The following is a 20021-nucleotide window of genomic DNA, read 5'->3' on the forward strand; positions in this document are numbered from 1 at the left end:
GTTACATTCCGAACCCGGAAGCTAAGCCTTTCAGCGCCGATGGTACTGCAGGGGGGACCCTGTGGGAGAGTAGGACGCCGCCGAACAATTTTTAGCCTCGGTCCTGGGTATCGAAAGATACCCAGGACCGAGGCATTTTTGCGTTGGGCTCAATCTTCAACCCGTCAGGCCGAAACCAACGATGCGTGCGCGAACCGTACAGCGATGGACAGGCCGCCTTCGGGCCGTGTGCTGGTGGTGAGAGTGGCGTGGTGAGCTTGGGTGACGGCGTTGACGATGGCGAGGCCGAGACCGTAGCCGTCGCGGCGGCCGTTACGGTCGGGCGCTAGCTTCTGGAAGGGCTGAAAGAGGCGTTGGACCTGGTCGTTGGGGATGGCCGGCCCGCTGTTGGTGATCGTAAGGGTCACCTGCGCGCCGGAGGTCTGAGTGGTGATCTCTACGTGCCCGTCCGGGTGGTTGTGGCGGATGGCGTTGTCGATGAGGTTGGCGACGAGGCTTTCGATCAGCCTCGGGTCCCCGGCCGTCATTGCGGGCGTCAGGTGTTCGGCGAGCTCAATACCTCGCTCCGTTGCCTGGCCGCGGCGGGAGGCGAGCACTCCTTCGACGATATGGGCGAGGTCGAGGGTGTCCCGGTGGGAGATTCCGCGCTCGCTGGTGGCGAGGGCGAGCAGTGCCTTGACGAGCCGTTCTTGGTGTCCGCCGAGGGCGAGGGCTTCTTGGCAGGTCGAGCGCAGGGTGTCGGCGTCGGCGTCGGGGTCGGCGAGGGCGACTTCGAGGAGGGTGCGCAGGCCGGCGAGGGGGGTGCGCAGCTCGTGGGAGGCGTTGGCGACGAAGTGGCGTTGGGCGTCGAAGGAGGCTTGAAGGCGGGCGAACAGGTCGTCGAGGGTGTGGCCGAGCTCGGTCAGCTCGTCCGTGGGCTCGCCGAGGTCGAGGCGCCGGTGTAGGTCGCCGGCGGAGATGATCTTGGCGGTGGCGGTGATGGCGCGCAGCGGGCGCAGGAACCGGCCGGCGACGAACCAGCCGAGAGCCAGGGCGACGGGAATCAGAATGACCAGGGCGACGGCGGACCCCGTGAGGAGTTGGGGCAGGCTGATCCCGTTCCCGGTTCCGGTGATCGCACCCGCTGACGGGTGGTCTTTGGGCTTGGTCGACTGGACGCCGGCCAGCGGGACGGCGACGCATACGAGCACGAAGACCCCGGCGGCGTACACGCCTGCCGCGTAGGCGAGCGCCAGCCGCGTCTGCAAGGGCCTTCCGGTGAGCTGCTGGGGGGAGGTCATGACGTTCCGATTCGATAGCCGCCCTCGCGGATGGTCTCGATCACGGGCGGTTCACCGAGCTTGGCCCGCAACCGGTGCATGGTGTGCTTGACGGCGCTGCTGAACGGGTCGGCGGCCTCGTCCCAGACGCGTTCCAGCAACTCCTCGGCGGAGATGACCAGGCCGGGTGTGGCGAGCAGGCATTCGAGGAGGGCGAACTCCTTGGGGCTCAGCTCAAGTCGCCGGCCGGCCCGGAACGCGGTACGGCGGGCCGGATCGAGGGTGATGTCCCCGCAGGCCAGGGTGGGCGGTAGCGGCGGGGTGGCGCGGCGGGCCAGCGCACGGACGCGGGCGACCAGTTCGGCGAACGCGAACGGCTTGGGCAGGTAGTCGTCGGCGCCGAGGCTGAGCCCGTCGACACGGTCCTCGATCGTGTCGGATGCAGTGAGCATCAGTACGCGGGTCTCGCAGCGGCCGTGGGCGAGTTGCCGGCAGATCTCGTCCCCGTGGACGCCGGGCAGGTCGCGGTCGAGGATCACCACCTCGTAGCGGGTGACGGCCAGGCGGTCGAGGGCGGTGGTTCCGTCCAGGACGACGTCGACGGCCATGCCCTCGCGGCGCAGTCCGGTTCCGATGGAGCGGGCGAGGATTTCGAAGTCCTCGGCGACGAGGACCCTCACCGCCACTCACCGCAGGTCGTCGCGTGAGCGGGGCGAACGGAGCGAACAGGGTGAACGGGGCGGACAGGGCTGCTGAACCGGCCGCCGGGTCGAGATGCCATGCGTCGACGATGCCAGATCCCCGGTTGCAGCCAGGTCGCAGCCGCTGCGACCGGGCCGGAACCGGGTGCCGCGTACAACCGTCGGCATGAGTCGATTTCGAACCATGAGTTCGCCGCGATGAGCGCCCCAGGGATCGTCGTCGCCGGACTGCGCAAGCGGTACGGGGCGACCCTGGCCCTCGACGGCATGTCCTTCACTGTCCGACCGGGGCTGGTGACCGGCTTCTTGGGGCCGAACGGGGCCGGGAAGTCCACCACCATGCGGGTGATCCTCGGCCTGGACGCGGTCGAGGCGGGCACCGCGCTCATCGAGGGGAAGCCGTACCACAGCCTTCGGCACCCGCTGAACCATGTCGGTTCTCTGCTGGACGCGGCGGCACTGCACCCCAGCCGCAGCGGGCGTAACCATCTGCTGTGGCTGGCGCACTCGCAGGGCCTGGCCGCGCGACGGGTGGACCAGGTGATCGAGCAGGTCGGCCTGGTCTCGGCGGCCCGGCGCAAGGCCGGCGGCTACTCGCTCGGCATGCGGCAGCGTCTCGGGATCGCCGCGGCCCTGCTGGGCGACCCGCCGATCGTCATGCTCGATGAGCCGTTCAACGGCATGGACCCCGACGGCATCATCTGGATGCGCGGCTTCCTGCGGTCGCTGGCCGCACAGGGCCGCGCCGTGCTGGTCTCCAGCCACCTGATGGGCGAGGTGCAGGACACGGCCGATCATCTCGTCGTGGTCGGGCGCGGCAAGGCCATCGCCGACGCAGGCGTGGCCGAGCTGATCGCGGCCGCGTCCGGGAACCGGGTGGCCCTGCGGACCACGGCCGGGACACACGCGATGACGGTGCTCAGGCATGCCGGCGCGACCGTGGCGGCCACCGGCCGCGACACCATCACGGTCTCCGGCCTGCCGGCGGACCGGATCGTGACGCTGCTCGGCGAGAGCGCGGTGCCGTTCTCCGAGGTATCGGCACACCGCGCCACCCTTGAGGACGTCTACCTGGAACTCACCCGTGACGCCGTCGAGTTCCGCGCCGCGACGCCCACGGAGGTCTCGCGGTGACGCCCACCGTTACGCCGTACCGGTCCGGCCTGCGGGTCGGGCGGGACGGCTTCGTACAGTCGCTGCACGCGGAGTGGACCAAGTTCCGGACGGTCCTGGGCTGGGTGACCGGCGTGGTGGTGGCAGCTCTGATGGTGGTGCTGTTCGCCCTGCTCGCCGGGGTCAGCAGCGATCAGAAGGGCTCACCGCCCGTTCCGATCGGACCGGGCGGTGAGCCGGTCACCGACAGCTTCTACTTCGTGCACCAGCCGCTGGCGGGAAACGGCAGCATCACTGTCTCCGTTTCCGCGCTCAGGAGCCGCATCCCCAAGCGCCCCGGTGACCTGCGGCCCGGCATCGTGCCGTGGGCGAAGGCCGGGATCGTCATCAAGGAGAGCACCCGCCAGGGATCGCCTTACGCAGCGATTATGGTCACCAGCAGCCACGGCGTACGGATGCAGGACAGCTACGTCAACGACACGGCCGGCCTCCCCGGCCCCGTCTCCGCCGGGTCCGTCCGCCGACTGCGGCTGGACCGTTCGGGCGATGCGGTCACCGGCTATGCCTCCGCCGACGGCACGCACTGGACCAAGGTGGGCACCGTGCATGTGAGGGGGCTCGGACCGACCGCGCAAGGCGGGTTGTTCGTCGCCTCGCCGCCTTCCGCGGACGGAATGGGCACGCGCGGCAGTGTGTCCACGGCCGTCTTCGGGGATCTCCGTACCCAGGGGCGCTGGGCCGGTGGCAACTGGACAGGCGACCAGGTGGGGCCCGAATCCCCCAGCTTCTCCGGCTACCCGAAGAACACGTCGGGGTCGTTCACGGAAGCGGGATCCGACGGCAGCTTCACGGTGACCGGCGCCGGCGACATAGCGCCCGCCGTTCGCGACACTCTGCCAACCGGCGGCACTCTCGGAGAAATCCTCACCGGCACGTTCGCCGCGCTGATCGTGGTGATCGTCGTGGGGGCGCTGTTCATCACCACGGAATACCGGAAGAACCTGATCCACGTAACCCTGGCCGCAGGCCCGAGACGCAGCCGGGTGCTGGTGGCCAAGGCGATGGTGCTGGGGGGCGTCACCTTCGTCGCCGGGTTGGCGGGAGCGGTCGTCGCGGTTCCGCTCGGCGAGCGGCTCGCCCGGGCCAACGGCGTGTACATCTTCCCGGTGGCGTCTTCAACCGAACTACGGGTGGAGCTCGGGATCGCGGCGCTGCTCGCGACCGCCTCGGTCCTGGCCCTCTCCGTCGGCGCCATTTTCCGGCACAGTGCCGGCGCGGTCACCACCGTCATCGTGGCCATCGTGCTGCCCTACATCCTGATCGCCATCCCGTTCATACCCGCGAGCGTGTCGAACTGGCTGGCCCGGGTGACGCCGGGTGCGGCCTTCGCCGTCCAGCAGACGCTTGTGCAGTATCACCAGGTCGCCAGCAATTACACGCCCTACTACGGCTATTACCCGCTGGCGCCGTGGGCCGGGTTCGCCGTCCTGGCCGGCTACGCGGTGGCAAGCCTGGCCGTAGCCGCCCTCCTTCTCCGCAGGAGGGACGCATGAGACCGGCCCTGCACGCGGAATGGACGAAGGTACGGACCGTCGCCAGCCCTCTCTGGCTGCTGCTCGGCATGATCGCGGCGACCGTGGCCCTGAGCGCCGCCGCGACCTCGGTGGTGACCTGCGGGTCCGCCGGCTGCGGCGATATGACCAAGCTCAGCCTCATCGGCGTTCAGCTGGGCCAGGCGCTGGTCGTCATCCTGGCCGTACTGGTCATCGCGGGCGAGTACGGCACGGGCATGATCCGCACCACCCTGGCGGCGATGCCGCATCGGACCACCGTCCTCGCGGCCAAAGCCGTCACCCTCACCGGGATCGTGGCCGCGGCCGGGACCGTCGCGGTTCTCGGGTCGCTGGTGGCTGGCCGGCTCCTCCTGCCCGGCCGCGCCTTCACGACCACCCGCGGCCACCCGCCCCTGTCCCTGACCGACGGGCCCACGCTGCGAGCGGCCCTCGGGTCGATCCTCTACCTGACCCTGATCGCCCTGCTCAGCCTCGGTGTCGCCGCCGTCGTGCGGGACTCCGCGGCCAGTATCGGGATCGTCCTCGGTCTGCTCTACCTGGTTCCCGTCCTCTCCCAGATGATCGGCAATCCGCACTGGCAGCGCCTGCTCCAGCGGATCGGCCCGATGAGTGCCGGGCTCGCCATCCAGGCCACCACCGACATCCGCAGCCTGCCCATTGGCCCCTGGGCCGGTCTGGGCGTCACGGCGGGGTGGGCCGCCGCGGCGCTCTTGGCCGGCGGCCTGCTGCTGCGCATGCGCGACACGTAGTACGTCGTCGACGACGACTTGGCCGCGTACGCCCGCAGCCCGCAGCCCTCAGCCGGTCAGGGTGCGGTGCGGCCAGCGTGCGCGGGCCTGCTCCTGGGAGCGCATCAGCGCCAGGGTGGGCAGGCCCTGTGCCGCGCCCTGGGTCACCAGGTCCGGCAGCTGGGGCAGCGGGGCCACGGCCGCGACATCGTCCAGGACGAGGGTGAGTGGTGGGTCGAGCCGACCGGAGGATGACCGTTCGGCCATGCGCCGGCCGTGCTCGACCACGTATGAGGCGAGTGCGGTCAACAAGGGCATCGCACCCGGATGGGTCCGCGGATCCTCAATGGATTCGCCCATCACATACAGCGTTCCCCCTTCGCCGATGAATGACTCCAACGCGAGGGTGTCGGAACGGCCAGGGTTGCAGGCGTCCCTGATGTGGATCGAGGACAGCGCGGCGAGCGCACGGGCCGTCAGTTCCTGGGCCAGGTCCCGGCGTTCGGGGTGCGCGGTGAGCGTGGCCTCCAGCTCGCCGGCCGCGCCCCCCGCCGCCTTGGCATGGGTCCGCAGGATCCGTACCGGCTCATGCGCCGAGTTGCCCTGCGCCCAGCGGTGCACCTGGCGGAACGGGCGGCCGTCCACCGCGGCCGCGTGCAGCCAGCAGCGGAGCATGGTCTCCGCGGCCTCCGCCATGGGCCGGTCCACGGCGTGCAGGGGGCGTACGGGGGCGAGGAGCGCGGTGGCCCGGGCGGCCGCGGCATCGCGGGACTCACAGCCCGCCGCGGGGTTCCAGCGCAGCCGGGCCGGGGTGTCGAGGAGATGGGACGGGTCGAAGACATGGGTCGGGCCGAACTTCGCGCGCGCGTCCTTGGTCGTCGTCCACAGCGCGGCGTCGCTGGTGACGACCAGGACCGGGCCGTCGGCATCCAGAACGGCCTGGGACGCGGCGTCGCCGCGCTGCGAGCCGTAGAGGACGCGGGGGTGCGTCACCTCGGCCCCGGGGAACCCCGGGCCGCCGCCCGGGCCGCCGCCCGGGCCGCCGCCCGGGGTCGGCACCGGCTGGGCCGACGCGGCTGTGGGCTCCGCGGGCGGCTCCGCACGCGCGCCGGCCCATGCGTCTGCCCGCTGCTCGGCGATGTGGTGGGGTGCGGCGGCACGGGCACCAGGCGGCCCGGTGACGGCCGTTGCCTGGTCCGGCTGCCAGTTGGTCTGTCGGTCGGTCTGCCGGTCGGTCTGCGGTTCGGTGGGGACGGGAGCCCCGGATGTCCGCTCGCCGGTGCCCGCTGCGTCGCTGTGGACGCCTCGCTGTGCGGCCTGGACCGTATCGGCGCCATGGCCCGTATCGGCGGCATGGCCCGGGACTCGGCCGTGCGTGGCGTTCCAGGTCGGCGGGGAGCCCGCTGGGGCACCCGCTTCGGGGCTGGGGGCGCCGTACGCGTACGCCGCGGCGCCCGTGGGCAGCGCGCCGGGCAGGCCGTGTTGCGGCGAGCCCGCCGCCGCTCCGAGGGCCGCGGCGTCCTGCCCCGGTCTTCCCTCCGGTGCTTGCGCGGACTGTCGCCCGGTGGGGGCGTCGTCGTGGGCGGTCCGCCGCTTTGCCGCGGCGGCCTCCTGGCGGTTCGCGCGGCGCTGGGCGCGTACGGCGCGGTAGCGGGTGAACGTGCCGATGACGAACACCGTCAGCACGATCAGCACCATCAGCTCGCTTATGAACAGGCCCCAGAACAGCCCGTATCCCGACAGCTGCTCCTTCGGCGTGTCGGGCCATGCCGCGCCGAGGTTGTGGGGTTCCTGGGCGAGCGTGCGCATGGCCAGGGGCGTACGGAGGAAGCGCACGCCGTCCGGCCAGGCTCCGTGGGCGAAGAGCCCGGCCAGCCCGGTCGCGGTCCACACCAGTCCCGTCAGTCCCAGCAGGAAGAGCATGGAGCCGATCAGCAGCCCGTCCGGGATGCCGCCCTGTGAGGCGGCCGGGGGTCTGTCCGGCTCTCCTGCCCCGCCGTGGCCGCCCTGGCCTCCCTGGGCCCGCCCCGCCGCCATGTCAGGCCACCGTCGACCCGTACGAGGGCCCGGCGTACGGGTCCGCCTCGGCGGCCTCGTGGGCGAGCTGCTGCTCCACCGCCATGGCGGCCCGCTCCTCGGCCTCCGCCTCGGCTTCGGCCGCCAGCTGGACGGCCAGCGCGTCCTCCGTCATGGCGCGGTCGGTGTAGACGAGCGGCCGCTCGGCCTCGGTGATCAGGTGCTTGACGACCTGGACATTGCCGTTGACGTCCCAGACCGCGATGCCAGGCGACAGGGTCGGGATGATCTCGACCGCCCAGCGCGGCAGGCCCAGCACCCGTCCCGTTGCCCGGGCCTCGTCGGCCTTCTGGGCGTAGATGGTCCGGGTCGACGCCATTTTGAGTATCGCCGCGGCCTCGCGCGCCGCCGCGCCGTCGACCACGTCGGACAGGTGGTGGACGACGGCGACGAAGGACAGGCCGAGGCGGCGCCCGAACTTGAGCAGCCGCTGGAAGAGCTGCGCGACGAAGGGCGAGTTGATGATGTGCCAGGCTTCTTCGACGAGGAAGATGCGCTTCTTGCGGTCCGGCCGGATCCAGGTGTGCTCCAGCCATACGCCGACGATCGCCATGAGGATGGGCATGGCGATCGAGTTGCGGTCGATGTGGGACAGGTCGAAGACGATGAGGGGCGCGCTCAGGTCGATGCCCGCCGTCGTCGGGCCGTCGAACATGCCGCGCAGGTCGCCGTCCACGAGCCGGTCGAGCACCAGGGCGACGTCCAGGCCCCAGGCCCGTACGTCGTCTATGTCGACGTTCATGGCCTCCGCCGAGTCCGCCTCGGGGTGGCGCAGCTGCTCGACGATGTCGGTCAGCACCGGCTGGCGCTCGACGATGGTCTGGTTGACGTACGCGTGGGCGACCTTGAGGGCGAATCCGGAGCGCTCGTCGAGCCCGTGGCCCATCGCGACCTCGATGATCGTACGGAGCAGGGCCAGCTGCCCCGTCGTGGTGATCGAGGGGTCCAGGGGGTTGAGGCGGATACCGCCGTCCAGGGCGGCCATCGGATCGAGCCGGATGGGGGTGATGCCCAGCTCCTCGGCGATCAGGTTCCACTCGCCGACGCCGTCCTCGCCCTGGGCGTCGAGCACCACGACCTGGCGGTCGCGGAACCGCAGCTGCCGCAAGACATAGGTCTTCTCCAGGGCCGACTTGCCGTTTCCGGACTCGCCGAGCACCAGCCAGTGCGGGGCGGGCAGCTGCTGTCCGTACAGCTGGAACGGGTCGTAGATGTACCCCTTGCCGGAGTACACCTCGCGCCCGATGATCACGCCCGAGTCGCCCAGGCCCGGTGCGGCGGTGGGCAGATAGACGGCCTGTGCCTGCCCCGTGGACGTGCGGACCGGCATCCGGGTCGTCTCCACCTTCCCGAACAGGAAGCTGGTGAACGTCTCGGTGATGGCGCCAATCGGATCGGCCACGGCAGAGCCCCTATCGTCCCAGTCTTCTCTATTGCGCTACCGCGCTACCGCGCTATCGCACTCGCGCTGTCGCTCTATCGCCGGATGCCGGTCGCGAACGGCAATGTGTTCACAAAGGCACGGTGGTGCTCGCGGTCGCACCACTCGAGCTTGAGATAGCTCTTGCCCGCCGAGGCTCTGATGGTCCGCTTGTCGCGGGCGAGCGCCTCGGGGGAGCGGGAGGAGACGGTGATGTAGCCGACGAGGTTGACGCCCGCGGCGCCGCTCGCCAGATCCTCGCCGCGCTGGTCGAGCCGTCCGTGCGCGGCGATATCGCGCGGGTCCACGGTGCGGTTCATCTTGGCGGCGCGGCTGGCCTCCGCCTCGTCGTTGGTCTTCTCCGTCAGCATCCGCTCGATCGCGATCTCGGTCGGCTCCAGGTCCATGCAGACGGCGACCGTACGGATGACATCGGGGGTGTGGACCAGGAGCGGGGCGAGGAAGTTGACCCCGACCGGGGTCATCGGCCACTCCTTCACCCAGGCCGTGGAGTGGCACCAGGGCTCGCGGGTGCTCGACTCGCGGGTCTTGGCTTGCAGGTACGTGGGCTCCATCGCGTCCAGCTCGGCCGGCCAGGCGTTCCGCTGGGTCATGGCCTGGATGTGGTCGATGGGGTGGTCCGGGTCGTACATGGAGTGGATCAGCGAGGCCAGCCGCCCCTGGCCGAGCGGCTGGCGCACCCGGATATCGGCCTCGGCGAGCCGGGCGCAGATGTCGGTCAGCTCGCGCGCCATGACCACGGCCAGGCCCGCGTCCTTGTCGAGCTTGCGGCCGCCGGCGCTGTGGCGGGCGGCGCGCGCGATGGCCTGGGCCTCGGCCGCCAGATCGCGGGTGTAGTGCATACAGGCGACCAGGTAGGCGCGGTGCTGCTCGGAGGAGGTGGAGACCATCGACTGGAGCTGCTCGTAGGAGTCCTTGAGCCAGCCGGGGGCCTCGTCGTCGCCGCGCCGCTCCACGTCCTTGGCGTGGGCGTCGGGGTCGGCGGGGAGGGTGCGGGCCAGCATCTGGATGCGGGTCACGAAGCCGTCGCCGTTGGCCACATGCTTGAGCAGCGTGCCGAACCGGTCGACCAGCGCCTCCTGGTCCTCGCTGTCCCGCAGCCCGACGCCCGGGCCCTCGATCTCGATGGCGGCGGTGACGGTGCGGCGGTCGGCGTGCAGGAGCACCGCGATCTCGTCCGGCCCGAACGGGGCCGCCAGCCAGTTGATCCGGCCGATACCGGGCGGCGGGCCGACCTCGACCTCACGGCCGTCGAAGCGGGTGCCGGCCTCGGCGGCGGCGGAGCGGTAGGTGGCGTTGTTGCGCACGGTGCGCTTGTAGGAGCGGTTGACCTCGAACCACTTGTAGAAGGTGCGGCCGTTGTACGGGACGTAGACGGCGGCCAGCGCGAGCGTCGGGAAGCCCACCAGGGCGCCGATGCGCAGCGTCAGCACGGGGACCAGCAGTCCGCACATCATCCCGATGAACGCACCCCCGATGATCAACGCGATCTCGCCGGTCTCGCGGTTCTTGCCGACAATCGCGCTGGGGCGGGGGCGCCCGATCAGATATGTGCGGCGAGGCGCGATGGGAGACTGGGCCTCGATCGTCACCGCCGGTCACCTCCGGGGTTGTTGCTGGAACCGCGGTCCTGTGCGCGGGCCGCGGAGGCGGCCCCGCCGCCCCCGCCCCCGCCGCTGCTGGGGCGTGCGGCGCCGCCCCCTCCGCCTCCGCCGCCTTGGCCGCCGCCGCGGGAGCTGTGCGCGGCGACGCCGCCGGAGACGGGGTTGGCGGGCTTCGCCTGCGCGGGGCCGGTCGAGCCGCCCCCGCCGCCGTCGCCGCGGGCGCTGTGGGTGTTGATGCCCTGCTTCACCAGGGCGGCCGGGGAGCTGATGATCGCGGCGGCCTGGCGGGACGCCGGGTCCGCGCTGGCACTGCGGGCCTTGACGATCTCGTCGCCGAAGCCGGGCACGAAGCGGTAGATCATCGCGCTCGCGAAGATGGCGAGGATGATGATCGCGAGCCCGGAGACGACGGCTGAGAAGGCGTCAGGTCCCTTGTCGGACGTCGACAGCGCCCCGGCCAGGGCGAGCACTATCACCACCACCGGCTTGACGAGAATCACCGCGATCATGATCCCCGCCCAGCGCCGCACATGCCCCCACATGTTCTTGTCGACCAGGCCCGAGTAGACGGCGGTGCCCAGCAGCGCGCCGACGTAGAGAAGGGCGGCCCGGATGACGAGCTCGAGACAGAGCACGCCCGCGGCGAGGATGGTCACCAGCGATACGACGATGAGCATGATCGGCCCGCCGCCGATGTCCTCGTCCTTCTTCAGGGCCTGGGCGAACGAGCCGAAGAAGGCGTCATGATCCGCGCCGGTGCCCGAGGCGATGGCCTCGGTGACGGCGTCGGTGGCCGTGACGACCGTATAGAGGATCAGCGGCGTGAAGGCGGAGGCCAGAACCGTCAGCCACAGGAAACCTATGGCCTCGGACAGCGCCTCACCGAGCGGCGCCCCGCGGATGGCGCGCTTGGCGACGGCGAGCAGCCAGAGGATGAGGGTGAGGACGGTCGAGGCGGCGAAGACGACGGCGTACTGGCGGAGGAATGCCTCGTTGGTGAAGTCGACGGTCGCGGTCTCTTTGACCAGGTCGGAGAGTTTGCCGACGAGCCAGGAGGCGGCGTTGGCGCAGCCGCGGGCGAGGGAGGCGGCGGGGTCGAGGGGGGAGGTGGGGTCGGATGGATCGGGGCCGGTCTGCTCACGGCCGCAGTTGCCTTTGTTCGGACCGACGATGAGGTCGCAGTTGCCCTTGTCCGACGGACTTGGCGAGGGGCCGGGAGCAGCGGCTGCTCGCGTGGCCAGGAGCACAGCGGCCGTTTGCACGGCTGCCAGGGCACCGGTGACCGTGAGAGCACGGCGGCGCGGGCTAGCGGGCATAGGTGAACCCTCCGTACTCCTCGACCGCCTTGGCGATCTCATCGGCCGTGGAAGCAGTGCGGTCGCTGTTGACGGGCGCCGGGCCGTTCTGCTGGGAGTAGCTCTCGGCCTTCCAGTCGTTGCTTGACCAGCGCAGCTTGAGTGTCATGGTGAACCAGTCGTTGGTGACCGGGTTCTTCGAGCCTTCTCCCGCCGTGCCGAACACACCTGTGCACCAGACCGCGACGGTCGCAGTGCTTTCCGAATACTTAGTCACCTTGGTGCCGATAGGGACGGCGCGTGAGATGTAGGTCAGGCCATCGGCGGCCTTGCCGTTCTCATCAAGCCCGAGCTTCTGCAGAAAATCCGTGGAATAGGCCTTGTCGAGCTTGGTCTGCAGCGGCCCTGCCGCCGCGCCCGTGAAGATCTGCGGCACGATCCCATGGCGTTGTTCCCGGCTGAGCATGTCAGCCGACCCCAGCGCCACCGCGTAATTCGCCGCCGCACTCTGCGCCCCCTGCTCCGTCTTCGCGAACCCCGACGCGATCCCCGTAGCCGCGTCCTTCCCCTCCACCGGTCGCTGCCCCGTCGGGGCCGTCGTCTGGCTCTTCGCGCTGGTGCCGGAGGAGTCGTGGTTGGTGTCGCTGTCCGAGGAGGTCTTGTCGCCGCCGCGGTTGGCGAAGGCGATGGCCGCGATGAGGAGCACGACGACGCCCACCACGGTGACCAGGTTGCGGCTGGGCTTGCCGGGGCGGGTGGTGCCTCGGCGGGGTGGGGCGAAGGGGTCGTCGTCGCCTTCGGGGAGGCGGGTGCGCGTCAGGTGGCCTCTGGGGGACACGCCGCCCGTACGGTTCGGGTCCTGGCCGTAGTCCCCGCCGTATCCGTCATCTCCGCCCAGACTCATCGCACCTACGCCCCTTCAAACGTGACAACTGTGTCAACCCTGTCAACCGAGACAGCCCTGCCCCTATACGACGGTAGCGGCGCGGACTGACGCTGGGGCGCGGCGGTGTGAGTGGACATCAAGCTGACACGACCTCAAGGGGCGATGCGGGCATCAGGAAGCAGCCTCAGTGGGGGAGGTGGACCGGTGGGGGGCTCGGGGGCGGAGGCTTGGGGAACGGGGGGTGCGCCGCGTGTGGGGGGTCGGCTGGGTGAGCGGGTGGTGCGCTAGACGGCCATGCCGTACACGATCGTGAAGACTGTGCCCAGTGAACCGATGATGAACACACCGGTCAGCCCGGCGACGATCAGACCCTTGCCCTGTTCGGCGCTGAAGGTGTCGCGCAGCGCGGTCGCGCCGATCCGCTGCTTGGCCGCGCCCCAGATGGCGATGCCGAAGCAGAGCAGCAGGGCTACGGCCATGACCACCTCGATCATGACGCGGGCCTCGCTGCCCAGGTCGCCGAACGGGCCCCAGTCTGGGGCGATTCCGCCGATGATGGTGTCGATGTCGCCCTTGTCGGCTGCTAGGAACATTTAGAACTCACCGCCCCTTGTGGGTAGTTGTGTGCCGCCGTGCGGCTGGCACATGCCAGGCTCTATCTTCGCTGACGATTCCGCTTCCGCATGTCGACTTGGCGGCATTTCTTGGCGGATCTCGTACGTGTTGTGGGCCACGATGGCCTGACTGGCGTACAAAAGCGTCAACCTAGGGTTCTCTGATCACTGTGTGTATCACGCACATGGGCGCTGGGCAACGATCAGTGGCAGGGCCGGAGCTCGGCGAGCCCCGCGGTTCGCTCCTCCGCTCGCTCCTCCGCTCACTCCTCCGCGAAGTCGTCGAACTCCCCGGCCTTGACCCCCTTGATGAACGCCTCCCACTTCGCCTGGGTCGTCACCACGATGTTGTCGGGGTCGTTGCTCTCGCGCATGTAGATCCGGCCATCGGGGCCCGCGGCCACCTCCAGGTAGGCCTCCTGCTCCCCGTCCTCCGGGGTCGTGGCCCGCTGCCAGTCGAGCTGTGTCATCGCATGGTCCTTAAAGGGGTGTGAGAAGGGGGTGTGAGAAAGGAGTGTGAGGTGCCCGGACGCGCCGGACTTTACGCGCTTCGCGTCCGCACGGGAGGCGGTCCGGGGGCGGGGTCGGCCACGCGGCGGAGCCGCATATAGACGTCTGCCGGGGGCAGGGGCGGGGCGCAGAGGTGGGGGGGCATACGGTGCGGCGGCCCGGCCGCGCCCGTATGGTTTCGGCTGGCGGGCGGCGGATTTTCGCCGTACGTGCGGAAACACGTTCGTATGACGGGCAGATGGGGGAGGATGGGCGGGTGCGTAAGGTCTGGCTGGGCGTCAGTGTCGGTCTCGGGATCTCCTTCTCCTTCGTCGCGCTCCTCGTCGTCGGTACGTACATGGTCGCCGCGGACCTCGCGGGCGGTAACAGCGGTACGACGGTCGGGCTCGCCAGAGGTGCCGTCCCCGCCGCGTATCAGCCACTGGTCCAGAAGTGGGGGAATCTGTGCCCCGCGATCAACCCCGCCCTGCTCGCCGCGCAGCTCTATCAGGAGAGTGGCTGGAACCCGAAGGCGGAGAGCCCGGCGAACGCCAAGGGGATCGCGCAGTTCATCCCGGGCACCTGGGCCAGCCATGGTGTGGACGGCGACAAGGACGGGGACCGGGACATCTGGGACCCGCAGGACGCGATCCCGTCGGCGGCCGCGTACGACTGCTCGCTCGCGAAGTATGTCGAGGACGTCCCGGGCGATCTGACGCACAACATGCTGGCCTCCTACAACGCGGGCGCGTACGCGGTGATCAAGTACTCCGGCGTGCCGCCCTACCGCGAGACCCAGAACTATGTGAAGACCATCACCACCCTGGCCAAGAGCTTCGCGGCGCCCGTCCAGAAGGTGCGGCCCTCGCAGCAGTCGGCCGCGGCGATCTACTTCGCGCAGAAGCAGCTCGGCAAGCCGTATCTGTGGGGCGGTAACGGGACTCCGGAGGACGACGGGCGGTTCGACTGCTCCGGGCTGACGAAGGCGGCGTACAAGACCGTCGGCATCGACCTGCCGCGTGTCGCCAACGATCAGTGGAACGCCGGACCGCACCCCAAGAGGGATGAGCTGCTCCCGGGCGACCTGGTCTTCTTCGCGTACGACCTCAACGATCCGAGATCCATCCACCACGTCGGGATCTACGTCGGGGGCGGGCAGATGATCAACGCCCCGTACACTGGGGCCGTGATCCGGTTCGACAAGATCGACACGCCGGACTACATCGGTGCGACGCGGGTGACCAAAGATGGCGCAAAAGCGTTGCCGACGGCGAACCCCGCATAAAGTCTCCGCGCTGAACTGCGACGATGGGTCACCCTTCGATAACGTCCTGGTGATCGTTGGGTAGACAGCGGAACGCCCCGCTCGATGTGGGCGTTTCCTGGAAGTGGATCGGCAGCGGACACCATCGGCATCGATCGCGTTCACCAACGGGGGCCGGCAGCCGCATGTAGCGACAGGCAAGAGATAAGGGGCCACGGCACATGGCTGGACTCGCACTGGACGGGTCGAACCCTGATGTCAGCCTGCTCTACGACATCAATGGACTCGCCAAGGACGCTCCCCACTGGTTCGACCGCGTCATGGAGTTCGTCGGCGAGTACGGGATCATCATCGGGCTGGGCCTGGTCCTGCTCGGCGCCTGGTGGAGCGTGCGCAAGCGGCCGCAGGACGCGCCGTCCGCCGTCGCCGGGCTGATCTGGGCGCCGCTGGCCGCCGGTCTCGCGCTGCTCGCCAACATCCCGATCCGGGAGTTCGTGCAACGGCCCCGGCCCTTCAAGGACCATCAGGGTCTTGACGTCCTGGTGGCGGGCAAGACCGACTTCTCGTTCGTCAGCGACCACGCGACGCTGACCATGGCGATCGCCGTCGGCGTGTTCATGGCCAGCCGGACCTACGGAGCGGCCGCGATCGGCCTCGCGCTGCTCGAAGGGTTCTGCCGCGTCTACATGGGCGTGCACTACCCGACGGACGTCATCGGCGGGTTCGCGCTCGGCACGGCGGTCGCGCTGCTGCTGGCTCCCCTCGCGATGATGCTGCTGACCCCGCTGACGACCGCCATCGCGGGCTCGCGGGCGGGCCGGCTGGTGCGGGCGGGCACCTCCCCCACGGCCGGGGAGGCCGCGGAGGAGGACGTGCCGGAGTTCCCCGGGTCCCGCTCCTCGGGCAGTGGCAGCGGCGGCGAGCGCCGCAACAAGGACCTGGCGGCCTGAGGGACCCGAGGGCTCCTTACAGCGCCTGCGGGAAGTTGAACAGCCGGTCCGGGTCGTATCGTTTCTTCAGCTTGGTCAGCCGGTCCGCCGCCGACCCGTAATACGCGGTACGCCAGTCCTTGAGGGACGCGTCCGTGTAGTTCTGGTACGCCGCCCCCGACGCATGGCGCCGCATCGCCGTATGTACGCCGTCGAGCCAGGAGAGCTGTGCCGTCCCGGCCCCGCCGGCCGCCCAGGAGGCGCTGTACTGGGCCAGGAAGCGCGAGCGGCGGTGGACGAAGGCGGTGGCCGTGGGCGCGACGCGGTTGACGGCCCCGCCGAGCGCGGTGAGCGCGATGCTGACCGCGCCCCCGCCGCTCGTACGGCGCCCGTACGCCTCCACCTGGCCGAGCATCGCGCGCAGGCCCGCCTCGCTCAGCGAGCGGGCGTAGAAGTCGGAGCGCGCCGCGTATGTCTCGCGCTTGAGGACGCCGGACGAGCTGCGGCCCGGTGTGTCGCCCGGGAGGTGGCACTGGGTGGTGCCGGTGTCGGCGCATCCGGCGTACGCCCGCATCGCCTCCACATAGCCGCGGCGGCGCAGCAGGACTCTCGAGGCGGGGCCGGGCCCGCCCGGGCCGTCGGCGAGCCGGTCGACGGCGTTCTGCAACTCGCCGTAGGTGCCGAGCGAGAAGCAGCTGACCGAGACGGTCGGGGTGCGGCCGGGGGAGGCCTCCAGGTGGAGCGCCGACCAGATCTCGTCCGGCTGGTCCGGGCCCCACTTCTGCCAGGCCCGCAGCACCGTCGCGACCTTGGACCACGGCCAGGTCATATAGCAGGTGACGCCGTCGGCGGCCCGGTGGGTGCGGAAGCGGAGTTCGGTGACGACGCCGAAGTTGCCGTTGCCGGCGCCGCGCAGGGCCCAGAACAGATCGGCCTCGCGGTCCTTGGACACCTGGAGGGTCCGGCCGTCGGCGGTGACGATGCTGGCACCGGTGAGGTTGTCGGAGGTGAGTCCGTACGCCCGGGAGACGACGCCGTGGCCGCCGCCGAGGGTCAGGCCGGAGATGCCCACGGTGGGGCAGGAGCCGCCGGGGACTGTCACGCCCGATGCGCCCAGGGTGGTGTAGACGTCGATGAGCTTGGCGCCCCCGCCGATCCGGGCCTCGCCGGAGGAGGTACGGATCGACTTGAGCGCGGAGACGTCGATGACGAGGCGGCCGTCGCCGCTGGACCAACCGGCGTAGCTGTGGCCGCCGTTGCGAATGGCGACCGGGGTGCCGTGGCGGCGGGCGAAGTCCAGGCACTCGGATATGTCCGAGGTGTTGGCTATATAAGCGACGGCGGCGGGCCGCAGCCGGTCGAAGCGGGTGTTGTAGAGCTGACGGGCGGTGGTGTAGTCGGCGTCGCCGGGGCGTATCAGATCGCCTTGCAGACCCTTGCCCAGCGCGGTCCAGTCCGCGGCCCGCGGCTTGCCGTCGGTGCCGCCGGCGGAGGCCGAGGCGGAAGCGGAGGACGAACGGGCATCGGAGGCGGAAGAGGCGGCGCGGGCGGACGGATCGCCGTCCCCCGCCGCCTGTCCCCCGTTCTTGTCGCACGCCGCGGCCCACGTCCCCGTGGTCCCCAGTGCCGTGCCCGCTGCCAGTAGTGTCCGCCGCTTCATGGCGGCCTCCCGTCCCACTTGACGCTGCTGCCCCACTAGTTGGCCGGGCGGTCGCGCGCAGGCCCGGTCCCCTACTCAGAGGGCGAGGCGGCGCATCCGGTTCCGCCGGCGTGGCCGGCCGCGTCGGTGCGGGCCTTGTCCCGCGAACGGCGGGCGGGGCCGCGCCAGCCGCAGGAGCAGCGGGCGCTGCAGAAGGAGCCCTTTTCCACGGTGGTGGTGCGGTGTTGGTCGGGATCCGAAACGCCAGAGTCGAGCACATGACCACGCTACCCGGCCGTGACGAGCCCTAGGGGCGAGTCGTTAAACGAACAAGTACCAAGGGCGTGGACGAGCGTGGCCAGGGGGTCGACGGTCGATGGAAATCCAGCGGCGTACGGGCGGTGCCCGGACGAGGCGCATGGCGGCCGCTGTGGCGGGCGCACTGCTGGCCGGGCTGATGGCGACCACGACCACGGCGACCCTGACCGGCTGTTCCTCCGAGACGGTCGCCGACGAGCGCCCCGGCGGTGAATCGCACGCCGCCGCGGTCGCCGCGCTGCACCGCGCCGCCGATGTGCTGATCCGGTCGGGCAGTTCACGGGTCCGTACGACGATGGAGACGGCGACGGGCGGCACGCGCGTGTCGATCCGGGGCAGCGGCGCGTACGACTTCGTCAGGCGGTTGGGGCGGCTGCGCCTGGTGCTGCCCAGGGACGCGATGGGGGCCGTCGAGCATGAGCCGATCACCGAACTGCTGGCCTCGGGCGCGCTGTTCATGCGGAACCGGGGCGCGGGCATTCCGCCGGACAAGTGGGTCCGGGTGGATACGACCGGTATCCCGGACGGGAATCTGGTCACCGGCGGGGCGACCGATCCGCTGGCCGCCGCCGAGCTGCTGCGCGGGGCGCGGGCCGTGAGCCTGGTGGGCGAGGAGGGGCTGGACGGGACGGTGGTGCGGCACTATCGCGGGACGACGGACATCGGGCGGGCCGCGCGGGTCGCGTCGCCGGGCGTACGCGGCCCGTTGGCGGCCGCCGCGCGGGGGTTCACCGAGCACGCGGTGCCCTTCGACGCCTATATCGACCGGCAGGGGCGGCTGCGCGAGGTGCGGCACCAGTTCACGGTGACCAGCGGCGAGGTCGGCGGGCAGGACGGGCAGTCTGACCAAGATGGCCAAGGCAGTCAGGGCGGCCAGTCCGGTCAGGGTGGCCAGTCCGGTCAGGGCGATGGAACCGGAACCGGAGGCGGAACCGCGAGCGGAGGCGGGAGTGGCGCCGGGCAACCGGGGCAGGGCGGCGACGCCGCCCAGGGTGCGCCGGGCGGTCGGAGCACCCCCGGCCCCCAGAGCGTACGGCGGACGCTGGGGGTGGCCTCCACCATCGAGCTGTACGACTTCGGAGCACCGGCCGCCGTAACGCTCCCCAAATCATCGGATATTTACACAGGAAGGGTTGGATCCCCCCAGACCTAGCCAGCGCATGCCGTTCAGCCCCGTGAAATGGTCCATCCGTGCCATGCGCGGAGTGTGTACCGATCCCTACGCTGGGAAGCCGCTGCTCGGAAGTGCTCGCAGATGCTCGCAGGAGGAGGTGAAACACGTGGTTGCGCGTCGCGGCTCGTCGGGCCCGGACCCCGTGGCCCTCGTCGAGATCGATCTCTACGGTGAGTTGATGATCGCTGCGTCGAGCGCGGACGAGGAAAGGCTCAGTCCGGACCGTATCGACGAGGTGCTCCAGGTGGCGGAGGACCGATCAAATCCAGCCGAGGGCGAAGGCGAGGGCGCCCGGCCATAGCGCCGGAAGGCCGAGCGGGGGCGGCGGCGCCGTCGGGCCCGCACGTCGGGCCCGCACGTCGGGTCCGCGCGTCAGGTCCGCAGCAGGCGGGCGATGGCGGCGGTGGCCTCGGCGACCTTGGCGTCGACCTCTTCGCCGCCCTTGACGGCGGCCGCCGCCACGCAGTGGCGCAGATGCTCCTCCAGGAGTTGCAGCGCGAAGGACTGGAGCGCCTTGGTGCTCGCCGAGACCTGGGTGAGTATGTCGATGCAGTAGACGTCCTCCTCGACCATCCGCTGCAGGCCCCGGATCTGGCCCTCGATCCGGCGCAGTCGCTTGAGGTGCTGGTCCTTCTGCTTGGCGTAGCCGTGGCCGGTGTGCTCGGCGATGGTGGCCTCCGTCCCGGCCGCCGTCTCGGGCTCGGGCGCCTGGCTCCGCTGCTCGCCCTCGGTGGGGGCGGTGTTGTCGGCTGCCGTGGTGGTCATGGCGCCCTCCCGTTGTTCGCAAATGTCCTGTATACCCCGGCTGGGTATATGGTACCGGGTCTGCCTGGTTGGGCCGGGTCCCTGTGATAAGCACTCTGCCCTATGGGTCACACTGGGGAACGCCGGTTACCGTGGCCGGATGATGCACCTAG

19 protein-coding genes and 1 rRNA gene are annotated in these 20021 nt (G+C 70.5%); 8 read left to right on the forward strand and 12 right to left on the reverse strand.

The genetic code is table 11. The annotated features are described in order from the left end of the window. Nucleotides 1-86: ribosomal RNA gene (gene rrf / locus ACFV2X_RS45500) — 5S ribosomal RNA — on the forward strand; the annotation flags it as partial. A 78-nt stretch (nucleotides 87-164) separates the two neighbouring features. On the opposite strand, the gene ACFV2X_RS45505 is transcribed toward rrf, so the two are convergent. Together ACFV2X_RS45505 and ACFV2X_RS45510 are read right to left on the reverse strand one after the other, a co-directional pair. Further along, on the reverse strand, nucleotides 165-1280 hold the full coding sequence (locus ACFV2X_RS45505) for a sensor histidine kinase (protein ID WP_385627854.1): 1116 nt from the start codon (nucleotides 1278-1280) through the stop codon (nucleotides 165-167). Further along, nucleotides 1277-1939, reverse strand: a complete 663-nt coding sequence (locus ACFV2X_RS45510; protein ID WP_385627953.1) for a response regulator transcription factor — start codon at nucleotides 1937-1939, stop codon at nucleotides 1277-1279. The genes ACFV2X_RS45505 and ACFV2X_RS45510 overlap by 4 nt, the downstream gene beginning before the upstream one ends. A 219-nt stretch (nucleotides 1940-2158) precedes the next feature. Here ACFV2X_RS45510 and ACFV2X_RS45515 point away from each other — a divergent pair, with 219 nt between their 5' ends. From ACFV2X_RS45515 to ACFV2X_RS45525, 3 genes are read left to right on the forward strand one after another with little or no spacing between them, the layout of a single operon-like run. Next, entirely contained in the window at nucleotides 2159-3094 is a 936-nt protein-coding gene (locus tag ACFV2X_RS45515) for an ATP-binding cassette domain-containing protein (RefSeq protein ID WP_385627856.1), read from the forward strand. After that, complete coding sequence (locus tag ACFV2X_RS45520) at nucleotides 3091-4626, forward strand: ABC transporter permease subunit (protein WP_385627857.1); 1536 nt, start codon at nucleotides 3091-3093, stop codon at nucleotides 4624-4626. Before ACFV2X_RS45515 ends, ACFV2X_RS45520 begins: the two co-directional genes overlap by 4 nt. After that, nucleotides 4623-5396 carry an ABC transporter permease gene (locus ACFV2X_RS45525; protein WP_385627859.1) on the forward strand — a complete coding sequence of 258 codons (774 nt, stop codon included), beginning with the start codon at nucleotides 4623-4625 and terminating at the stop codon, nucleotides 5394-5396. Before ACFV2X_RS45520 ends, ACFV2X_RS45525 begins: the two co-directional genes overlap by 4 nt. Nucleotides 5397-5444: 48 nt before the next feature. Here ACFV2X_RS45525 and ACFV2X_RS45530 read toward each other — a convergent pair whose 3' ends face one another. From ACFV2X_RS45530 to ACFV2X_RS45560, 7 genes are all read right to left on the reverse strand, one after another. Then, entirely contained in the window at nucleotides 5445-7412 is a 1968-nt protein-coding gene (locus ACFV2X_RS45530) for a hypothetical protein (RefSeq protein WP_385627860.1), read from the reverse strand. A 1-nt stretch (nucleotide 7413) separates the two neighbouring features. Next, the gene (locus tag ACFV2X_RS45535; protein ID WP_385627863.1) at nucleotides 7414-8853 is read right to left on the reverse strand and encodes an ATP-binding protein; all 1440 of its coding nucleotides are present in this window, start codon (nucleotides 8851-8853) and stop codon (nucleotides 7414-7416) included. A 74-nt stretch (nucleotides 8854-8927) separates the two neighbouring features. Beyond that, nucleotides 8928-10478, reverse strand: a complete 1551-nt coding sequence (locus ACFV2X_RS45540) for an SCO6880 family protein (protein ID WP_385627956.1) — start codon at nucleotides 10476-10478, stop codon at nucleotides 8928-8930. 2 nt (nucleotides 10479-10480) lie between these two features. Then, entirely contained in the window at nucleotides 10481-11812 is a 1332-nt protein-coding gene (locus ACFV2X_RS45545; RefSeq protein ID WP_385627864.1) for a hypothetical protein, read from the reverse strand. Beyond that, a complete protein-coding gene (locus ACFV2X_RS45550) occupies nucleotides 11802-12695 on the reverse strand; it encodes a hypothetical protein (protein ID WP_385627866.1) in 894 nt (297 codons plus the stop codon). The genes ACFV2X_RS45545 and ACFV2X_RS45550 overlap by 11 nt, the downstream gene beginning before the upstream one ends. Nucleotides 12696-12961: 266 nt before the next feature. Continuing rightward, nucleotides 12962-13270, reverse strand: coding sequence for a hypothetical protein (locus ACFV2X_RS45555; protein WP_089512523.1), 309 nt, complete (start codon nucleotides 13268-13270; stop codon nucleotides 12962-12964). A gap of 284 nt (nucleotides 13271-13554) precedes the next feature. Continuing rightward, on the reverse strand, nucleotides 13555-13761 hold the full coding sequence (locus ACFV2X_RS45560) for a DUF397 domain-containing protein (RefSeq protein ID WP_014177694.1): 207 nt from the start codon (nucleotides 13759-13761) through the stop codon (nucleotides 13555-13557). 296 nt (nucleotides 13762-14057) lie between these two features. Here ACFV2X_RS45560 and ACFV2X_RS45565 point away from each other — a divergent pair, with 296 nt between their 5' ends. Then, entirely contained in the window at nucleotides 14058-15065 is a 1008-nt protein-coding gene (locus ACFV2X_RS45565) for a bifunctional lytic transglycosylase/C40 family peptidase (RefSeq protein ID WP_089512522.1), read from the forward strand. A gap of 200 nt (nucleotides 15066-15265) precedes the next feature. Beyond that, nucleotides 15266-15994, forward strand: coding sequence for a phosphatase PAP2 family protein (locus ACFV2X_RS45570; RefSeq protein WP_385627871.1), 729 nt, complete (start codon nucleotides 15266-15268; stop codon nucleotides 15992-15994). A 16-nt stretch (nucleotides 15995-16010) separates the two neighbouring features. Here ACFV2X_RS45570 and ACFV2X_RS45575 read toward each other — a convergent pair whose 3' ends face one another. Further along, the gene (locus ACFV2X_RS45575; protein WP_385627872.1) at nucleotides 16011-17633 is read right to left on the reverse strand and encodes an FAD-binding oxidoreductase; all 1623 of its coding nucleotides are present in this window, start codon (nucleotides 17631-17633) and stop codon (nucleotides 16011-16013) included. Nucleotides 17634-17704: 71 nt separating this feature from the next. Beyond that, nucleotides 17705-17890 carry a hypothetical protein gene (locus ACFV2X_RS45580; RefSeq protein WP_078610535.1) on the reverse strand — a complete coding sequence of 62 codons (186 nt, stop codon included), beginning with the start codon at nucleotides 17888-17890 and terminating at the stop codon, nucleotides 17705-17707. 140 nt (nucleotides 17891-18030) lie between these two features. Here ACFV2X_RS45580 and ACFV2X_RS45585 point away from each other — a divergent pair, with 140 nt between their 5' ends. Together ACFV2X_RS45585 and ACFV2X_RS45590 are read left to right on the forward strand one after the other, a co-directional pair. Further along, nucleotides 18031-19083: a hypothetical protein gene (locus ACFV2X_RS45585; protein WP_385627873.1), complete on the forward strand. Its 1053-nt coding sequence runs from the start codon at nucleotides 18031-18033 to the stop codon at nucleotides 19081-19083. Nucleotides 19084-19201: 118 nt separating this feature from the next. Then, nucleotides 19202-19405, forward strand: coding sequence for a hypothetical protein (locus tag ACFV2X_RS45590; RefSeq protein WP_370656770.1), 204 nt, complete (start codon nucleotides 19202-19204; stop codon nucleotides 19403-19405). 71 nt (nucleotides 19406-19476) lie between these two features. Here ACFV2X_RS45590 and ACFV2X_RS45595 read toward each other — a convergent pair whose 3' ends face one another. Continuing rightward, nucleotides 19477-19869 (reverse strand): metal-sensitive transcriptional regulator, encoded by a 393-nt coding sequence (locus ACFV2X_RS45595; protein WP_385627874.1) that lies wholly within the window; start codon nucleotides 19867-19869, stop codon nucleotides 19477-19479. Nucleotides 19870-20021 lie beyond the last annotated feature (152 nt).

The sequence above is a fragment of the Streptomyces sp. NPDC059679 genome (assembly GCF_042734105.1).
Taxonomy (GTDB): domain Bacteria; phylum Actinomycetota; class Actinomycetes; order Streptomycetales; family Streptomycetaceae; genus Streptomyces.

Bases quoted from the DNA above. Each gene is read 5' to 3' on its own strand.
- ACFV2X_RS45550 (WP_385627866.1), bottom strand. From the start codon at position 12,695: ATGAGTCTGGGCGGAGATGACGGATACGGCGGGGACTACGGCCAGGAC.
- ACFV2X_RS45585 (WP_385627873.1), top strand. From the start codon at position 18,031: ATGGCGGCCGCTGTGGCGGGCGCACTGCTGGCCGGGCTGATGGCGACC.
- ACFV2X_RS45575 (WP_385627872.1), bottom strand. From the start codon at position 17,633: ATGAAGCGGCGGACACTACTGGCAGCGGGCACGGCACTGGGGACCACG.
- ACFV2X_RS45515 (WP_385627856.1), top strand. From the start codon at position 2,159: ATGAGCGCCCCAGGGATCGTCGTCGCCGGACTGCGCAAGCGGTACGGG.
- ACFV2X_RS45525 (WP_385627859.1), top strand. From the start codon at position 4,623: ATGAGACCGGCCCTGCACGCGGAATGGACGAAGGTACGGACCGTCGCC.
- ACFV2X_RS45530 (WP_385627860.1), bottom strand. From the start codon at position 7,412: ATGGCGGCGGGGCGGGCCCAGGGAGGCCAGGGCGGCCACGGCGGGGCA.
- ACFV2X_RS45560 (WP_014177694.1), bottom strand. From the start codon at position 13,761: ATGACACAGCTCGACTGGCAGCGGGCCACGACCCCGGAGGACGGGGAG.
- ACFV2X_RS45570 (WP_385627871.1), top strand. From the start codon at position 15,266: ATGGCTGGACTCGCACTGGACGGGTCGAACCCTGATGTCAGCCTGCTC.
- ACFV2X_RS45555 (WP_089512523.1), bottom strand. From the start codon at position 13,270: ATGTTCCTAGCAGCCGACAAGGGCGACATCGACACCATCATCGGCGGA.
- ACFV2X_RS45595 (WP_385627874.1), bottom strand. From the start codon at position 19,869: ATGACCACCACGGCAGCCGACAACACCGCCCCCACCGAGGGCGAGCAG.
- ACFV2X_RS45505 (WP_385627854.1), bottom strand. From the start codon at position 1,280: ATGACCTCCCCCCAGCAGCTCACCGGAAGGCCCTTGCAGACGCGGCTG.
- ACFV2X_RS45545 (WP_385627864.1), bottom strand. From the start codon at position 11,812: ATGCCCGCTAGCCCGCGCCGCCGTGCTCTCACGGTCACCGGTGCCCTG.